11 protein-coding genes are annotated in these 16999 nt (G+C 74.9%); 6 read left to right on the forward strand and 5 right to left on the reverse strand.

Annotated features, from left to right (window positions below; genetic code table 11):
- Nucleotides 1-89: 89 nt before the first annotated feature.
- Complete coding sequence (locus ACFXHB_RS20720) at nt 90-3386, reverse strand: amino acid adenylation domain-containing protein (protein WP_380576048.1); 3297 nt, start codon at nt 3384-3386, stop codon at nt 90-92.
- Nucleotides 3387-3959: 573 nt separating this feature from the next.
- On the opposite strand from ACFXHB_RS20720, the gene ACFXHB_RS20725 reads away from it, so the two are divergent.
- Nucleotides 3960-7082, forward strand: a complete 3123-nt coding sequence (locus ACFXHB_RS20725) for a phosphocholine-specific phospholipase C (RefSeq protein WP_380576049.1) — start codon at nt 3960-3962, stop codon at nt 7080-7082.
- Between the two features lie 190 nt (nt 7083-7272).
- On the opposite strand, the gene ACFXHB_RS20730 is transcribed toward ACFXHB_RS20725, so the two are convergent.
- Both ACFXHB_RS20730 and ACFXHB_RS20735 read right to left on the reverse strand, forming a co-directional pair.
- Complete coding sequence (locus ACFXHB_RS20730; protein WP_380576103.1) at nt 7273-7920, reverse strand: response regulator; 648 nt, start codon at nt 7918-7920, stop codon at nt 7273-7275.
- Between the two features lie 230 nt (nt 7921-8150).
- On the reverse strand, nt 8151-9275 hold the full coding sequence (locus tag ACFXHB_RS20735; protein ID WP_380576050.1) for a sensor histidine kinase: 1125 nt from the start codon (nt 9273-9275) through the stop codon (nt 8151-8153).
- Between the two features lie 317 nt (nt 9276-9592).
- Between ACFXHB_RS20735 and ACFXHB_RS20740 the strand changes: the two genes are divergently transcribed.
- The 4 genes from ACFXHB_RS20740 (at nt 9593) to ACFXHB_RS20755 (ending at nt 13805) form a co-directional block, all read left to right on the forward strand.
- Nucleotides 9593-10366 (forward strand): DUF2306 domain-containing protein, encoded by a 774-nt coding sequence (locus tag ACFXHB_RS20740; RefSeq protein WP_380576051.1) that lies wholly within the window; start codon nt 9593-9595, stop codon nt 10364-10366.
- A 199-nt stretch (nt 10367-10565) separates the two neighbouring features.
- Nucleotides 10566-10955, forward strand: coding sequence for a hypothetical protein (locus ACFXHB_RS20745; protein ID WP_380576052.1), 390 nt, complete (start codon nt 10566-10568; stop codon nt 10953-10955).
- A 113-nt stretch (nt 10956-11068) separates the two neighbouring features.
- A complete protein-coding gene (locus ACFXHB_RS20750; RefSeq protein WP_380576053.1) occupies nt 11069-13198 on the forward strand; it encodes an MMPL family transporter in 2130 nt (709 codons plus the stop codon).
- A 64-nt stretch (nt 13199-13262) separates the two neighbouring features.
- Nucleotides 13263-13805, forward strand: a complete 543-nt coding sequence (locus tag ACFXHB_RS20755) for a MarR family transcriptional regulator (protein ID WP_380576054.1) — start codon at nt 13263-13265, stop codon at nt 13803-13805.
- A 135-nt stretch (nt 13806-13940) separates the two neighbouring features.
- Here ACFXHB_RS20755 and ACFXHB_RS20760 read toward each other — a convergent pair whose 3' ends face one another.
- Nucleotides 13941-14753 (reverse strand): TetR/AcrR family transcriptional regulator, encoded by an 813-nt coding sequence (locus tag ACFXHB_RS20760; protein ID WP_380576055.1) that lies wholly within the window; start codon nt 14751-14753, stop codon nt 13941-13943.
- Nucleotides 14754-14878: 125 nt separating this feature from the next.
- On the opposite strand from ACFXHB_RS20760, the gene ACFXHB_RS20765 reads away from it, so the two are divergent.
- A complete protein-coding gene (locus tag ACFXHB_RS20765) occupies nt 14879-16129 on the forward strand; it encodes an FAD-dependent monooxygenase (protein WP_380576056.1) in 1251 nt (416 codons plus the stop codon).
- Here ACFXHB_RS20765 and ACFXHB_RS20770 read toward each other — a convergent pair.
- Nucleotides 16039-16893: a winged helix-turn-helix domain-containing protein gene (locus ACFXHB_RS20770; protein ID WP_380576057.1), complete on the reverse strand. Its 855-nt coding sequence runs from the start codon at nt 16891-16893 to the stop codon at nt 16039-16041. The two genes, ACFXHB_RS20765 and ACFXHB_RS20770, sit on opposite strands and share 91 nt — an antisense overlap.
- Nucleotides 16894-16999: the final 106 nt, after the last annotated feature.

The raw sequence follows: 16999 nt of genomic DNA on the forward strand, positions 1-16999 counted from the left end.
TTTCGGCGCACGTCGGAGGTGGCGGTGCCCTCGGGGCGGATCCGCCGCGGGGCGGGCGGGCGGCGCGGTGCAGCGCGCCGCCCGGGAGGTCAGCGCAGGTCGCGGACGGCCGCGGCGATGCCGAGCGGGGTCGGGGTCGCGAAGAAGACGTCGAAGTCGAGCTCGACGCCGAGCAGGTCGCGGATCCGGGCCGTGATCTGGATGATCGTCAGGGAGTGTCCGCCGAGTTCGAAGAGATCGTCCTCGGGGCCGAGGGCGGGCAGCCCGAGCACCTCGGCCCAGACCCCGAGCACGGCGGTGAGCACCTCGTCGTGCTCCGGCGCCGGCTGCCCGGTCGCGGTGGCGGCCTCGACCGGTCGCGGCGGGAGGGGCAGCGCCCGGCGGTCCAGCTTGCCGTTGGGCGTCAGGGGCAGTCGGTCGAGCACCGCGTAGCGCTGCGGCAGTGCGGCGGCGGGCAGCACGCGCTGGAGGAAGGCGCGCAGCTCGGCGGCGTCCGGCGCGGCGGCCCCGGGCGGGGGGACGAGGTAACCGGCCACGAACGGCTCGGCCTCGTCCTCCCGGTGGACGGCGGCGGCCGCCTCGGCGACCGCCGGGTGGGCCAGCAGCGCCGACTCGATCTCGCCGAGTTCGATCCGGTGGCCGCGGATCTTGACCTGGTCGTCGAGCCGGCCGAGGAACTCCAGTTCGCCGTCGGCGCTCCAGGCCACGAGGTCGCCGGTGCGGTACAGCCGCTCACCGGGTGCGCCGAAGGGGTCCTCGACGAAGCGTTCGGCGGTCAGCCCGGGGCGGTCCAGGTAGCCCTCGGCCACCCCGTCGCCGCCGAGGTACAGCTCGCCGGGAACGCCGACCGGGAGCGGCCGGCGCCGCCGGTCCAGCACGTAGGCACGGGTGTTGGCGATCGGCCGGCCGATCCGGACGGCCTCCGGCGCGGCCGGGATCTCGGAGCAGGTGGACCAGATGGTGGTCTCGGTCGGCCCGTAGACGTTGAACAGGCGGTCGGTGCCGGTCCGCAGCTCCCGGGCCAGCGGCAGCGGCAGGGCCTCCCCGCCGACCAGGGCGGTCAGGCCGGACGGCAGCGGCCCGGCGCCCAGCAGGACCCGCCAGCCCGAGGGGGTGGCCTGGACGTGGGTGACGCCCTCGCGTTCGACCAGGGCCCGCAGGCCCGGGCCGTCCACGGCGAGGCCGTCGGGGGCCAGGACCAGCCGCCCGCCGGTGACCAGGGGGAGCAGCAGTTCGAGCGCGGAGATGTCGAACGAGAGCGAGGTGAGGCCGAGCCAGACGTCCCGGTGGCCGGAGCCGAGCCGGTCGGCGAAACCCGAGAGCAGGTTGACCAGGGCGCGGTGGCCGATCTCGACGCCCTTGGGGCGGCCGGTGGAGCCGGAGGTGTAGAGCACGTAGGCGAGCCGGCCGGGGGCGGCGGGGCGGTCCGTCGCCGGGCCGGTCGTGGTCGGGCCGGTCGTCGCCGTGGCGGGCGTGGTCGGGCCGGTCTGGGGTGCGGTGACCGCGGTCGTCGGCGTGGTGCCCAGTGCCTCGGCGAGCCGGAGCAGCGTCGGGGCCGCGGCGGCCACCTCGGGCGCCGGTTCGCGGTCGGCCAGCAGCAGGGCGGCGCCGGAGTCCGCGAGGACGAGGGCGAGCCGCTCGGCCGGGTAGCCGGGGTCGAGCGGCAGGTAGCCCGCGCCCAGGGCGTGCACGGCGAGCAGGGCGGCCGGCAGGTCGGCGGTGCGGCTCAGGTGCAGGCCGACCAGGTCGTCCCGGCCGACCCCGGCCGCCGCGAGCGCCTCGGCCAGCCGGTCGGCGCGCCGCAGCAGGTCGCGGTACGTCAGGCGCTCCTGGCCGGCCACCACGGCGAGCGCCTCCGGCGTGGCGTCGGCACGCTCGCGGACCAGGTCGAGCACGGTCCGGTCGGCGGGGTAGCCGTGGGCGGTGGCGTTCCAGGTGGTCGTGAGCAGACGCGACTCGGCCTCGTCGAGCAGCGGCAGGTCGGCCAGGGCCGTACCGGGGTCGGCCGTCGCGGCGGCGAGCAGAGCGGTGAGGTGTCCGGCGATCCGGTGCGCGGTGGACGGCGCGAGGACGGCCGGGTCGTACTGGAGGGAGAAGCCGACGGCCCCGGCGTCCTCGACCGCCTGGAGGTGCAGCGTGTTGCGGGAGGTGTGCTGGGAGACCGTCCAGTCGACCCGGGCGCCGGTGCCCGGGAAGACCGGGTCGGCGGTGGTGCGGCGGCGGTAGCCGAAGGAGACCGGGGCCAGACCGGCCCGGGGAGTGAGCCCGGGTACGGCCGCGCCGAACGGGACGGCGCGGTGGGCCGAGGCCGACCGGGCCTCGGCCCGGACGGCCCGCGCGTACTCGGCGAAGGAGCTCTCCTCGTCGGCGCCGGCCGGGGCGTGCACCGGCGACTCGTTGACGAAGAGGCCGATCTCGTGGCGCTGCTCCGGGCGGCGGGTGGAGAAGGGGACGGCGACCGGCACCGCTTCGCCGCCGTAGCGTCGCAACAGCCCGTGCAGGCCGGCGAGCAGGAACTCGAAGACGGTGACCCCGCAGTCGCGCGCGGCGTCCGTCAGGGCGGCGTGTCCGGGGCCGTCGAGCCGCCAGCCGACGGCCTCGCCCCGGCCTGCGTCGGTGGTGGCCCGGGGGCCGTGCGGCAGGACCGGGTCGGTGGCCGCGGCCCAGCGGGGGCCGTGGAACGCGGCCGCCCGGCGGACGGCCTCGGGGTCGGGGGCGGCGTCGGAGCCGGGGACGGCTTCGGCTCCGGGGTGGGCCGGCCGGGCGTCCTGGGCCGTGGCGGAGTCGGGGCGTTCGCCCGCGAGCGCGGCAGTGTAGGCGGCGGCGAGGTCGGCGGCCAGCACGTCCTTGGACTGGCCGTCGAAGACGGCGTGGTGGGCGACCACCAGCAGGTCGTCGGTCCCGTCGGGCCGCTGGTACAGGGTGAAGCGGGCGAGCGGTCCGGCCACGAGGTCGAAGGGGAGGGCGAGTTCCTCGGCCAGCCGCTTGGCCGAGGCCTCACCGGTGTCGGCCGTCGCGTCGACGACGGTCAGGGCGGGCGGCCGCCCGGCCGGGACCTGGCGGACGAGGCCGTCCCGTTCGACGAGGGCCGCCGCGAGCGCGGGGTGACGGATGACGGTGGCGTCGACGGCGCGGGCCAGGGCCTCGGTGTCGATCCGGTCGAAGGCGAACCGCAGGGCGAGGTGGAAGGCCTCGGGCACGGGGTTGCGCCGGGCGGTCAGCCAGATCCCGTGCTGGGCGGGGGAGGCGGGGCGCCCGGACGGGCCGGGGGCCTCGGGGTGCCCGGGCCGGTCGGGGGTGTGCGCCGCTCTCGCGGGCTCCTGCGGACCGGAGGACGGGCCGGACACGCCGGAGGACGGGCCGGAAACGGCGGGGGAGTGGGACATGGCGAGCTCGATTCGGGAGACGGAGGCGGGGCTGTGGGGCACCCGTCCGAGCGGTTCTGCCGCGACGTTGCGGCCCGGCGGACGGCGCGGCCGCCGTACAAGGCCCGGCCCGCCCCTCGGGCCGGTCGGCAGGCCGCTTGAGCAAGGCCGACCCGACTCCCAGGTTCCCCCCTGATACGTCGAGCGGTCCGATCTTCTCCCCCGCGGAAAGATCATTGGACTGGACCTGCCGAGAGATTTCCACAGACCACATGCCTCGTCAAGGGTTGTCCACGACCCGGTGCGGGCGGCCCGACGGTTCGTCAACTATCTTCTCCTTCCGGGCGGCTGGGCGGTGGGGGTGAATCGGCTCGGACGGGGCCGGGGCCGGCGGCGGTCGGCCGGCGGTACGGCGCGGGGGGCGGTGGCGGGACCGGCGACAGGTTGGCCCAAGTTGTCTGTACAGCTCGGAGTTCACTGGCTGTCATCGAAGCGCCATCGAACCGGCCCACTTCCGTCCATCTCGGGCGCTTACACATAACGGGTCTGGGCCGAACGGAAGCCCAGCACCCGTGATCAAGGAGCCGTCCCCCGATGATTCCGATGCCCGAACTGTCGCGCCGCACCCTGCTCGGTGGCGCGGCGGCGGCCGCCGTCCTGTCCGCCCTCCCGCTGAGCGTGCGCGAGGCGCTGGCCGCGCCGGCCCGCCCCGGCAAGCTGGCGGACATCCAGCACGTTGTGGTGTTCATGCAGGAGAACCGCGCGTTCGACCACTACTTCGGCACGCTGCCCGGCGTGCGCGGCTTCGGCGACCGGACGGCGGTGCGCGGGATCAACGGGCGCTCGGTGTTCCACCAGCCCGACCCGGGGCGCAAGGAGGGCCACCTGCTGCCGTTCCCGATGAACGCCGCGCACACCAACGCCTACCAGCAGGGCGCCCCGGCCTTCGGCTTCGTCGACTCGATGAACGCCTGGAACGACGGCCGCGCCGACGGTTCCGTCACCCGCCGCTCCGGCGGCTGGCTCGGCCAGGGCTACTACGAGCCCGCCGACATGCCCTTCTACAACGCGCTCGCCTCGGTCTTCACGGCCTGTGACGCCTACTACGCGTCGGTCCAGTGCAACACCAACACCAACCGCGAGCACCTGATGACCGGGACCAGCGGCGGCACGGTGCGGGACACCCCGGTGACCGACAACACCGAGATCCCCGGCGGCTACGAGTGGACCACCTACGCCGAGCGGCTGCAGAAGGCCGGGGTCAGCTGGAAGACCTACCAGGCGCTGGACAACTTCGACGACAACGCGCTCGCCTGGTTCACCCCCTTCGTCAAGGCCAAGCCGGGCGAACCGCTCTACGAGCGCGGCATGCGCGCGGTCGGCGACCCGGCGAAGAAGAACGACCCCTTCGCGATGGGTGACGCCCTGGTCGAGGCGTTCACCGCCGACATCCAGGCCGACCAGTTGCCGCAGGTCTCCTGGCTGATCGCCCCCGCCGCGCTCTCCGAGCACGCCAACTACGCGCCGCCGAACGGCGAGCACCTGACGGCCCGGCTGCTCGCCGCGCTGGCCGCCAAGCCGGAGGTGTGGGAGAAGACCGTCTTCATCCTCAACTACGACGAGCACGGCGGCTTCTTCGACCACCAGCTGCCGCCCGTCCCGCCGCTGGCCACCGGGCGCGGCAAGTCGACCGTCCCGGTCGACGGCGAGGTCGTGGTCCGGGTCTCCAAGGGCGGCTCGACCTACCACCGGGTGGTCAGCCAGGACGGCAAGTACCGGGTGAAGGCCGCCGACGGCTCGCTCACCTGGTCCGACACCCTGCCCGCGGGCGAGACCCTGGTCTCCGGCCCGTACCCGATGGGCCTGGGCGTGCGCGTCCCGATGATCGTGGTCTCGCCGTGGACCCGCGGCGGCGTGGTCGACTCCACGGTCTACGACCACACCTCGGTGCTGCGCCTGCTGGAGCAGCGCTTCGGCGTCGAGGAGCCCAACATCAGCCCGTGGCGGCGCGCCGTCACCGGTGACCTCACCAACGTCTTCGACTTCTCCGGCCGCAACCCGGTCTGGCCCCAGCTGCCCGACACCAGCGGCAACCGGCAGAAGGTCGTCGACACCGGCAAGCTGCCCGCGCCCACCGTGCCCAACCCGCAGGCGTTCCCGCAGCAGCAGCGTGGCACCCGCACCGCCCGGATCAGCCCGTACGACCTGCTGGTCAAGCCGAAGCTCAAGGGCGGCGAACTGACCGTCGACTTCATCAACAAGGGCCGCCAGGGCGCCGTCTTCGCCGTCTACCCGGCACCCGGCGCCGCGCCGCGCCACTACACCGTCGGCGCCAAGAGCCGGACCTCCGACGTCTGGACGGTCGGCCCCGAGGGCTACGACCTGCGGGTGCACGGCCCCAACGGCGCGCTCTGGCACCTGCGCGGGGACACCGCCTCGGTGTACGAGATCTCGCTCTCCGAGGAGCAGAACGGCAAGGTGCTGGAGGTGGACGTGATCAACCGCTCGCGCACCGCCCAGACCTTCCTGGTCGGCGACCTCGCCTACGGCGACGGGCTGCGTGAGGTGCGGGTCGCGGCCGGGGACGACAAGACCGTCAACGTCAAGGTCGGCCCGGAGGGCTGGTACGACGTCGCGGTGGGCGTCCGCGGGGAGCTCGGCTTCCGCCGCCGGATCGCCGGGCGCTTCCCCTGGGACGGCGACCACCTGGTGACCGACCCGGCGATGGGCCTCGCCGACCCGCTCGCCCTGGACGTCACGCTCAAGGCCGCGTCCACCACCATCGACGAGGCGATCCTGCTGCCCGGCCGCCCGTCCAGGGTCACCGCCCGGTTCACCTCGACCGCCGCGCTGACCGCGATCGAGGTTCAGCCGGTCGTGCCGGCCGGCTGGACGGTCGCCGCCGTGACCGCGCCGCCGGCCGCGCTCGCCGCCGGAGCCACCGCGACCGCCGAGTGGGACGTCACCCCGCCCGCCGTGCTGCCGGACGGTGCCACCCACCGGATCCTGGTCACCGCCCGGGCGCTGGCCGGCGACCGGTTCGCCCTCGCCGACGGCGAGATCGCGGCCCGCACCGCCCCGGTGATGGCCGGTCACCTGCTCGGCGAGGACTTCGAGTCGCTGGCCGGTGCGCTGCAGCCGCTCGGCGGCGTCCTCGGCTGGACGCCGCAGGCCCCGCAGGGCTGGTCGGTGGCCAACGCCCCCGGCATGCCGCAGGGAACCGTCCGCCTCCAGGGCTGGACCTTCCACACCAAGCGCGCCTGGTCCACCCCGGCCGGGCAGGACCGGGGGAACTTCAGCCGCGGCCTGGGCATCCTCGCCGTCGCCGACCCGGACGACTGGGACGACACCGGCGCGCCGTCGGGCAAGGGCAAGTTCGACTCGACCCTGGTCTCGCCCGCCGTCCAGCTCCCGGCCGGGGCGAGCACCCTGTACCTGGGCTTCGACTCGCACTACCGGCAGGAGGCGCCGCAGAAGGCCTCCGTCACCGCTGTCTTCGACAACGGGACCGAGACCCGGCTGCTCTCCTACAGCAGCGACGCGACCGGCAACGACAACGCCGGCAAGGACGTCCAGAACGCCTTCGTCACCAAGCAGTTCGCCGTTCCGGCGGGCGCCCGCGCGGTGACCCTGAAGTTCCGGATGTACGACGCCGGCAACAACTGGTTCTGGGCGGTAGACCACATCCGCCTCGACACCAAGCCGATCACCGGCTGAGCCCGGCAGGACCGTACCGGCGGCCCGCGCACCCCCTTCCCCGGGGCGCGCGGGCCGCGCCGTTCGGGCGGGGGCCTGTCGGGTGGGGGCCTGTCGGGCGGGGCCGGGGTGGGTGAGCGGGGGCTGTGCGGTGGGTGTGCGGGGGCTGTCGGGTGGGTGTGCGGAGCCTGCGGTGGTGGGTGCGACGGCGTCAGAAGGACATCAGACCGCCGCGATAGGAGATGGCTACGGCCTGGGCCCGGTCGCGCGCGTCGAGCTTGGCGAGGACGCGCTTCATATGGGTCTTCACGGTGGACTCCGCGAGGACGAGCAGGCCGGCGATCTCCGCGTTGGAGCGGCCCTCGGCGGCCAGCCGAAGGACCTGCCGCTCCCGGGCGGTCAGTTGGCCCAGCCGAGGGTCCTCGGGCTCGGCGGCCGAGCGGCCCGGGGCCCGGTCGACGACCCGGGCAACCAGGCCGCGGGTGACGGCCGGGTCGAGCAGCACCTCCCCGGCGGCGAGCGCCTGTACGGCGTCGATGAGGCGCTCGGGGGAGGTGCGCTTGAGCAGGAAGCCGTCGGCGCCGGCGCGGAGGGCGCCCCACACGTAGTCGTCGTGGTGGAAGACGGTGAGGACGAGGACCCGGGTGGGCAGGCCGGCCGCGACGATCCGGCGGGTCGCCTCGATCCCGTCGATCCCGGGCATCCGGACGTCCATCAGGACGACGTCGGGGGAGAGATCGCGGCAGCGGGCGACCGCCTGCAGACCGTCGGCGGCCTGGCCGACCACCTCGATGCCGTCGGCCGTGCTGAGCACCAGGGCCACCCCGGCGCGCAGCAGGGCGTCGTCGTCGGCGACCACGACCCGGACGACGGCGGGACCGGTGGAGCCGTGGGCGGGTGGTGCGGGGTCTTCGGATGGTGTGAGGCTGGGGTCGGCGGGGCTGGGGTCGGCAGGGTCGGCGGGGTTGGCGGAGTCGGCGGGGTTGGCGGGGCTGGGGTAGGCGGGGCTGGGGCTGGTGGGGCTGGGGCCCGGCGCGGTGGGCGCGCCCGTGCCGGTGGTCGCGGTCCGCCCGTTCGGCGGTGGGAGGCTCATGGGATCGGCAGCGCGGCGTGCAGCCGGAAGCCGCCCAGCGCGCCGCGCTCGTGCTCCACCCGGCCGCCGAGCATCGAGACCCGCTCGGTGATGCCGAGCAGCCCCCGCCCGGGAGAGTACCCGACGGCGGCGCCGCGTCCGTCGTCGCTGACCTCGATGTCGAGCACATCGCCGAGCCGGCGGACGGTGACGTCGGCGGATCGTGCCCGGGCGTGCTTCACCGTGTTGGTCAGTGCCTCCTGGACGATCCGGTAGGCCGAGACGTCGATGCTGCGCGGCAGCGCGCTCACACCCGGGTCGATGCTGACGCGCACCCGGATCCCCGCCTGGCCGATCCGGCCGGTCAGCCGGGGCAGGTCGGCCAGACCGGGCTGGAGGACGGGTTCGTCGGGCGGCAGGTCGGCCGGGTCCGGGGCGCGCCGCAGCAGGCCGAGCACCCGGTCCAACTCGTCGAGCGCCTCCCTGCCGGTGTGCTCCAGTTCCGTCAGGACCTCGCGGGTGCGCCGCGGGTCGCGGTCGAGCAGCCGCCGGGCCGCGCCGGCCTGGACCAGCATCACATTGACGGTGTGGCCGACCAGATCGTGCAGCTCGCGCGCCATCCGGGTGCGCTCCTGGGTGACGGCCTGCCGGCGCAGCAGCAACCGGGCGGTGTCCCGCTCCTCCAGCCGCCGCGCGGTGCCGTAGCCCAGCGCCCAGCCGAGCAGCCAGACGAACAGCACCCCGGCGGGTATCGCGGGGTAGGTGCCGCCGCCGCCCGGGCCGCTGAAGTAGGCGGCCATGGCGACCAGTGCCACGAACGGCCCGAGCCGCGCCCGGTCGCGCGACGCGTGGAGGCCGAGCGAGTAGAGGCCGATCAGATTGGCGTAGGGCGAGACGGCGCTGCCCAGGTCGAGCAGTGCCTCCGTCGCCAGCGCCGTCGACCCGGCCAGGTAGGAGGCCAGTGGTGCCGTTCGGCGGGTGGCGAGCGCGCCGGCGACGACGACGCTCAGGGCGACGGCCGGGCCCAGCCGCGCGCCGAGTTCCGCCGCCGCCCCGGCGCGCTCGACGAGCAGGGCGCACAAGCACGCCGAGGCGAGGGCGAGGTCGGTGACGCGGGGTAGAGCCGAGGCCGTTCGGTTCATCGCAGTCCTGGTGGGTTCGGTGGTCGGTGGTTCCGTACAGCGGTGCGGTGGGGTGTGGTGCGGTGGGGTGTGGTGGGTGCGGTGTGGTGCGGTGTGGTGCGTGCGGTGCGGTGTGGTGCGGAGGCAGGTCGCTTCGTCGGGAGGAACGCTAGCGATGTCGGCCGGTCGCTCGCATCGCCCTGCGGGGGTATGACGCGGTGCTCCCCCAGGAGTACGCGGAGCCCCGCGGCCGGCCCCGATCACCCCGGCCGAAGTACTCGCTTTCGCTCCGTCAGGGGGACGCGGCCAGGCCCGTCCGGTCCGTAGCTTTTCCGGTCATGAAACCACTTGCCACCCAGGCCACCCATCGTGGCGACGGCCCCCCGGGCGGGCCGATGACGCCGCCCCGCGGGCGGCGTCGCGCCGGGCTGCGTCGCGTCGGCTGGGCCGTGACGACCGTCCTGGCCGCAGCGACCGCCCTGCTCGGCGCCCGCTACTTCTCACTCGATCCGAACACCTTCCTCCCGGAGCAGCGGGCTGTCTACCTCGCCCATCTGGCCCCGCTGCTGCTCCACATCGGCGGCGGCGTCCTGGCGCTGCTGCTCGGGCCCTGGCAGTTCCTCCCCCGACTGCGCACCCGGCGCCCGGCCGTGCACCGGTTCGTCGGGCGCGCCTACCTGGTGAGTGCGGTGGTGGCCGGGATCGGCGGTCTGTCACTGGCACCGCGGGCGCTGGTCGCGCCGATCGCCCCGATCGGCTTCGCGCTGCTGGCCGCCCTGCTCCTGGGGGCTTCCGCCGCCGCGTACGCCACCGCCCGGCGGCGGGAGTTCGCCCGCCACCGGATCTGGGCGACCAGGTCGTACGCGCTGATCCTGGCGGCCGTCACCCTTCGACTGTGGCTGCTGGGTTTCGAGGCGCTCGGCCTCTCCTTCGACCTGGCCTACGGCAGCGCGGCCTGGGCGTCCTGGCTCATCAATCTGCTCGTCGCCGAGTTCGTGATCGCCCGACCGGGAGCGGCGGACGGGCGCGTGGAGGTCCGACGCGGCTCCGCCACCGGACGCGACGGCCCGGACGTGTCGGCCCCGGCGGAGGCGACGCGTCGTAGAGGATGAGGCGGCGCGCCGGCCGGGCGAACGGCCGGGTGAACGGTCCGCCGGCGACCCGTCCGGACGGCCCGCCGCGCCGAACCACCCGGGCGACCGCAGTCCCGGCCGTCCATCAGCTCTGCCCCCACGGACCCTGCCCCCACCGACCCTGCCCACCCACGCTGCCTCATCCACGCTGCCCCACCGACCCCGGGAGACCTGTGCCATGAACTCTCGCCTGCTGCGGCTGACCGGCGCCGCCACCGCCGTCTACGGCCTCGCCGTCGCCCGGTGGCCCGTACTGCTGGCGGCTCCGTCCGGGCTGACCGCCACCGACGGCTCGCTGCCCGACTCCACCGCCGCCTGCTTGCGCCCGCTCGCCTTCCGGGACGCTGCCTGCGGTCTGGCGATGGCCTTCGCGCCCGACGAGTCCGCGCTCCGAGCGGCGACCCTGGTGCGGATCGCCTCGGACCTGGGCGACGCCGCGCTGCTGGCCACCGCGCTGCCGGAGCGCCGGCACCGGGTGATGGCGGTGGCCGTCTCCGTCGGCTGGGGTGCGCTCTCGGTGGCCGGTCTGCTCGGGGGTGGTCGCCGACCGCGGGGCGGCAGCACCTGATCGGGGGAGCAGGCCGTCTGGCGACCAGGCCTCTTGATGGTCAAGTCTCTCGACCATTGAGAGATATGATTCCCGCTGTCCGTCACCCGCCCCTGCCCGAAGGGCGCTCCGCGATGCGCACCGGTCCAGCTGCTCCCCACTCCACCGCCCGGCGCCGAACCCGGCTGCTGGTCCCGCTCGCCCTGCTGGTCGTCTGGCTCGGCCTCGGCGGCGCCTTCGGTTCCTACGCCGGGAAGCTCTCCGAGGTCGCCACCAACGACCGGGCCGCCTTCCTGCCCCGCAGCGCCGAATCCACCGAGGTGGCCCGGCTCGGGGAGGACTTCCGGACAGCCGCCACCCTGCCGGTGATCGTGGTCTGGGAGAGCCGCGCCGGAGCGGTCGACGATGCCCAGCGCGCCGCCGCCACCCGGGCCCTGCAAGCGGCCGCTGCCGTTCCCGGCGCCACCGGGCGGGTGTCGCCCGTCGTGCCCGCCGAGGACGGCCGCGCCCTGCAGGGCGTCGTCCAGTTCCGTTCCGACCTCGGTCGGCAGACCGGTGACAGCGTCCGGGCCGTCCGCGACCTCGCCGCCCAGGTGCCGGACACCACCGTGGGTCTGGCCGGCCCGGCGGCGATCGCGGCCGACCTCGGCGGCGCCTTCGCCGGAATCGACGGCCTGCTGCTCGGTGTCGCCCTCGGCGTGGTGCTGCTGATCCTGCTCGCGGTCTACCGGAGCCTGCTGTTGCCGTTGCTGGTGATCCTCGGCGCGGTCTTCGCCCTCGGGATCTCCTGCGCGCTGGTCTATCTGCTCGCCGATCACGGTCTGGTCCGGGTGGACGGCCAGGTGCAGGGGCTGCTGTCGATCCTGGTGATCGGCGCGGCCACGGACTACGGACTGCTGCTGTCCGCCCGGTTCCGTGAGGAACTGCACCTGCACGGCGACCGGTTCGCGGCGATGCGTGTCGCGTGGCGGCAGTCCGTCGAGCCGATCGCGGCCTCCGGGACGACGGTCGCGCTCGGTCTGCTCGTCCTGCTGCTCTCCGACCTCACCAACAACCGGGCGCTCGGCCCGGTCGGCGCGATCGGGATCGGCTGTGCGGTCCTCTCCGCGCTGACCTTCCTGCCGGCCGCGCTCGTTCTGCTGGGCCGCGCCGCCTACTGGCCGGCCCGACCGGCCGCCGACGGGCGGGCCCCGGTGAACGCCGTCTGGCAGCGGGTGGCCGCACTGGTCGGACGCCGGCCGCGCGGCACCTGGGCGGCGAGCCTGGCCGTGCTCGCCGCACTCGCCGCCTTCGCGCCGACCCTGGACTCGGGCGGCGTCCCGCAGAGCGAACTCTTCATCAAGGCCCAGCCCTCGGCGGCCGGGCAGGCCCTGCTCTCGCGGCACTTCCCCGGCGGCGCGGGCAACCCGGCCGTGGTGATCGCCGCCGCCGGGCGGGCCGAGGCGGTCGCGGCGGCGGCCGCCGTTCCCGGGGTGTCCGGCGTCCGCCCGTACACCGGCGGGGCGCCCGGCGGCGCTCCCGAGACGGTGGACGGGCGCGTCCGGCTGGACGTCACGCTCGCCGACCCGGCCGACAGCGACGCGGCCATCGCCACCGTGCGACGCCTGCGGGATGCCGTGCACGCGGTGCCGGGAGGGGACGCACTGGTCGGCGGGTACACCGCGCAGCAGTACGACACCCGGATCACGGCGGAGCGGGACCGGGGGTTGATCATGCCGGTCGTGCTGCTCTGCATCCTCGTGGTGCTCGTGCTGCTGCTGCGCTCGCTGCTCGCCCCGCTGCTGCTCGCCGCCACCGTCGCGCTCTCCTACCTGGCCACGCTCGGCGTCAGCGCGCTCGTCTTCGAGCACGTCTTCGGCTTCAGCGCCGTCGACCCCTCGGTGCCGCTGTACGGGTACGTGTTCCTGGTCGCGCTGGGTGTGGACTACAACATCTTCCTGATGACCCGGGTCCGGGAGGAGGCGCTGCGGGTCGGCACCCGGGAGGGGGTGCTGCGCGGGCTGACGGCCACCGGTGGGGTGATCACCTCGGCCGGGGTGGTGTTGGCCGCGACCTTCGCCGCGCTCGGAGTGATCCCGCTGGCCTTCCTCGCCCAGATCGCCTTCATCGTCGCCTTCGGGGTGCTGCTGGACACCCTGTTGGTGCGGTCGCTGCTGGTGCCGGCGCTGGTCCGGGATCTCGGGGAGCGGGTCTGGTGGCCGGCTCGGCCGGCCCGCTCGGCGATCGGTGCGGCGGTGCCCGAGCCGGTCGGCGAGCACGTCTGAGACGGTCGGGCCGGTTAGGCTGAACGGGTAACAGCGGTAGGAACGCCGTACGCGACCGGAGCGGATGACCTTGTCGGAGCAGGACCCGAGCACGCCACCCCCCGCCCCGGGACCGTCCGACGCTCCGCCGCCGGCCGCGCCGGTGCCGTCCGACACCCTGGCGCTCGGGCGGCTGTTGCAGGACCTCGCCGCCGAGATGCACCTGCTCGGGCACGGCTTCGCCGCCGCCAGCGGTCTGCACGCCACCGACGTCCAGGCGCTGCTCGCGGTGATGCGGGCGGCGCCCGGCCCGGCCGGTGGCCAGGGCGGGATCACCCCCGGCCGGCTGGGCGAGGAGCTGGCCCTCACCTCGGGGGCGGTCACGGCGGTACTGGACCGCTTGGAGCGGGCCGGGCACGTCCGCCGTACCCGGGATGCGGCCGACCGTCGTCAGGTGCTGGTGCGGTACCTGCCCGGCGCCGGGCGGATGGCCGCCGAGTGGTTCGCGCCGGTGGCCCGGCGCACCGAGACGGTCCGCGGCGAGTTCACCCCGGCGGAGCTGGCGGCGGTGGCGCGCTTCCTCGGCCGGATGACCGGTGAGCTGGAGGACCTGCGCCACTCGCGCTGACCGGCCGGCCCCGCTGAACCGCCGCAGTGCCGCACTGCCGCACGGCCCGCAGCCGCACCCACCTGACCCCGATCCCGACCCCCGATCCCGACCCCCGGCACGGACCCCCGCCGCGGATCGGCCTCGTCGGAGCCGTCAGCCCGACCGGCGCGCGATCAGGGCCGCCAGGCCGTCCAGGATGCGCTCCAGGCCGAACTCCATCGCCTGGTCACGGCCGTCCCGCTCCGTCATCGCGACCGCGAGCGCGGGGAACCGCTCGGCGTGTTCCTGGACCAGCCCGCCGAGGACGGCGAGCATTTCCGACTCCGGCCGGCCGGCCGGCCCGGCTGCTCGGACCTGTTCGCTGATGCCGCGGACGTGACCGGCCAGCAGGACGGCGGTGTCCATCCGCTCCGGCCCGGTCAGCCCGGTGCCGTCCAGGCAGGCCACCACCTGTTCCAGCCAGGCGAGTTCCCTCGGGCCCGGTACCCGGGGGCCGACGGTGGCGTCCAGCAGCCAGGGGTGCGCGCCGAAGGTCTCGGCCACCTGCCGGGCCCAGGCGTGGAGTTCGGTGCGCCAGGCGGGCGGCGCGGCCTCCGGCGTGCCCTCCGCTGTCCCGCTGGTCCGAGGGATCGCTGTCCCGCCGGTCCGAGGGCTCGGTGTCCCGCCGTCCGGAGCGGTTCCCGGCCCTGCCGGGGCCTGTTCTCCGATCGCGGCCTCGACCATCAGGGCCACCAGTTCGGCCTTGCCCGGCACGTAGCGGTAGAGCGACATCTTGGTGTAGTCGAGCAGCCCGGCGACCCGCTGCATGGAGACGGCGCCGATCCCCTCCGCGTCCGCGATCTCGATGCCCGCCCGGGCGATCCGCTCCAGACTGAGCGCCGGCTTGGGCCCCCGGCTCGGCTTCTGGTGGGGGCCCCAGAGCAGCCTCACCGTGTCTCCCGCTCCGCCGCCGGATGTGCTGCTCAAATCCCCGCTCCCGCCCAGCTCCGCGCCGGTGCCTTGCGCACCGACCCAACTGTGTCTACCGTACACAGCAGCAATCAGTGTCTGCTGGACACAGTTTCCTGGTTCTCCCGGACGGAGTGGTTCACATGGGTGCGAAAGTCCTCATCTCGGGTGCGAGCATCGCCGGCCCGGCCCTGGCCCACTGGCTCGGGCGGTACGGCTTCGAGCCCACCGTCGTCGAGCTGGCCCCGGCCCTGCGCGGCGGCGGCCAGGCCGTCGACTTCCGCGGCGACACCCACCTGACCGTGCTGGAACGGATGGGCCTGCTCGACGAGTTGCGCCGGCTCGACACCGGCGGCAGCCCGATGGACTTCGTCGACCCGCGCGGTCGCCGAAGGCTCCACCTGCCGGCCGACTTCGCCGGGGGTGACATCGAGGTGCCGCGCGGCGAACTGGCCCAGCTGCTCCACCGGCACAGCCTGCCGTCCACCGAGTACGTCTTCGGGGACTCGGTCACCGCGCTGGAGGAGACGCCCACCGGGGTCCGGGTGGAGTTCCGCCACGGTGCCCCGCGCACGTTCGACCTGGTGATCGGCGCGGACGGCCTGCACTCCACCGTCCGCCGGCTCGCCTTCGGTCCCGAGGAGCGTTACGTCCGGCACCTCGGCTACTACGCGGCCACCTGGCAGCTGCCCAACTACTCCGGCCTGCGGCCCGGTTCGGTCGGCCTCAACGTGCCGGGCCGGCTCGCCGCCGTCGGCGCGGACCACCGTGACCCGGCCCGGGCGGGAGCCTTCTTCCTCTTCGCCGCACCCGAGCTGCGCTACGACCGGCACGACCGCGAACAGCAGAAGGCGCTGGTCGCGGACGCGTTCGCCGACCTCGGCTGGGAGGTGCCGCGCCTGCTGGAGAGCCTGCGCGAAGCCCCGGAGCTCTACTTCGACTCGATCAGCCGGGCGGACGTCCCGGCCTGGTCCACCGGCCGGATCGCCCTGGTCGGGGACGCCGCCTGCGGGGCCACCATCGGCGGTATGGGGACGGGCACCGCGGTGGTGGCCGCGTACGTCCTGGCCGGTGAACTCGCCCGCGCCCGGGGCGACCACCGCACCGCCTTCACCCGGTACGAGGACACCGTGCGCGGCTATGCCGAGGGCTGCCAGCAGGGCGGAGACCGGACCGGGCCGTTCCTGGCCCCGGGCACGGCGGCCGGACTCCGGCTGAGGAACGGGCTGTTGGGACGGCGGTGGATCCTGAACCGGATGCTGGAGCTGGGTCGGAGGGTCAGCAGCACGGTCGTCCTGCCCGACTACCAGGCGGAGTTCGCCGCCCGCCGGTCCTCGGGAGTCCCGTCGTGCGCGGCGACGAACAGGTCGGCGGCCGGGTCGGCGGCGCGGTAGACGGCCGGGTCGGCGGCCGGGACAGTGGCGCGGTGGACGGCCGCATCGGTGGCGTGGTCGGTGGCCGGGCCGGCGGGCGCCGCCTGCCTCGACCGCGCGGCGTGCCCCATCCGGTAGCCGATCCCGCGGACGGTGATGATCCAGCGGCTGCAGCCGAGCTTGGCCCGCAGCGTGCTCACATGGGTGTCGATGGTGCGACTCGTCTGTCCCCAGTCGCTGCCCCACACCTTGGCCATCAGCTCCTTCCGCGACACCACGGTCTCGGGGTTGGCGGCGAGGATGTAGAGCAACTCGAACTCCTTGGACGTCACGTCGATCAGCCGGTCCCGCAGCCGCACCTCCCGGGTCCGCGGATCGATGTGCAGCGGGAGCAGCGAGATGGCTTCGGGGGTGGCCGGTCCGGGGCGGCGGGAGGACCGGCGGAGCACCGCGTCGATGCGCGCCCCCATCTCCCGGAAGCCCCAGGTCCGCGCGACGCAGTCGTCGGCCCCCGCCTTCAGCGCGAGCACCCGCTCCAACTCGTCGTCCCGGCGGGTGAACGCGATCAGCGGGACGTCGCTCTCGGTCCGCAGGCTCCGGCACACCTCGATGCCGTCGACATCGGGCAGTTCCAGCGAGAGCAGCACCAGATCGGCCTCACGGTACGTGCGCAGGGCCTGCGCCCCGGTGCCGACGCTGCGCGCGACGAACCCCTGTCGGCGCAGATCGCGCACCATCGACTCGGCAAAGGTGATCTCCCGCTCCACCACGAGTACGTTTCTCATTTCCGAGCTCCCTCCTCCGGACGCCAAGCCCCTCCGTGCCCACCCCCCGCTCGCCCCCCGAGCCGCACCCGGGCGCCGTTCGAATGTCAAAGTACCGCTTCCGGTG

This window comes from Kitasatospora sp. NPDC059327 (assembly GCF_042752535.1).
Lineage (GTDB): Bacteria > Actinomycetota > Actinomycetes > Streptomycetales > Streptomycetaceae > Kitasatospora.

Coding starts and splice junctions, on each gene's coding strand:
- ACFXHB_RS20720 (WP_380576048.1), bottom strand. CDS start 3,386: ATGTCCCACTCCCCCGCCGTTTCCGGCCCGTCCTCCGGCGTGTCCGGC.
- ACFXHB_RS20725 (WP_380576049.1), top strand. CDS start 3,960: ATGATTCCGATGCCCGAACTGTCGCGCCGCACCCTGCTCGGTGGCGCG.
- ACFXHB_RS20735 (WP_380576050.1), bottom strand. CDS start 9,275: ATGAACCGAACGGCCTCGGCTCTACCCCGCGTCACCGACCTCGCCCTC.
- ACFXHB_RS20740 (WP_380576051.1), top strand. CDS start 9,593: ATGAAACCACTTGCCACCCAGGCCACCCATCGTGGCGACGGCCCCCCG.
- ACFXHB_RS20745 (WP_380576052.1), top strand. CDS start 10,566: ATGAACTCTCGCCTGCTGCGGCTGACCGGCGCCGCCACCGCCGTCTAC.
- ACFXHB_RS20750 (WP_380576053.1), top strand. CDS start 11,069: ATGCGCACCGGTCCAGCTGCTCCCCACTCCACCGCCCGGCGCCGAACC.
- ACFXHB_RS20755 (WP_380576054.1), top strand. CDS start 13,263: ATGACCTTGTCGGAGCAGGACCCGAGCACGCCACCCCCCGCCCCGGGA.
- ACFXHB_RS20765 (WP_380576056.1), top strand. CDS start 14,879: ATGGGTGCGAAAGTCCTCATCTCGGGTGCGAGCATCGCCGGCCCGGCC.
- ACFXHB_RS20770 (WP_380576057.1), bottom strand. CDS start 16,893: ATGAGAAACGTACTCGTGGTGGAGCGGGAGATCACCTTTGCCGAGTCG.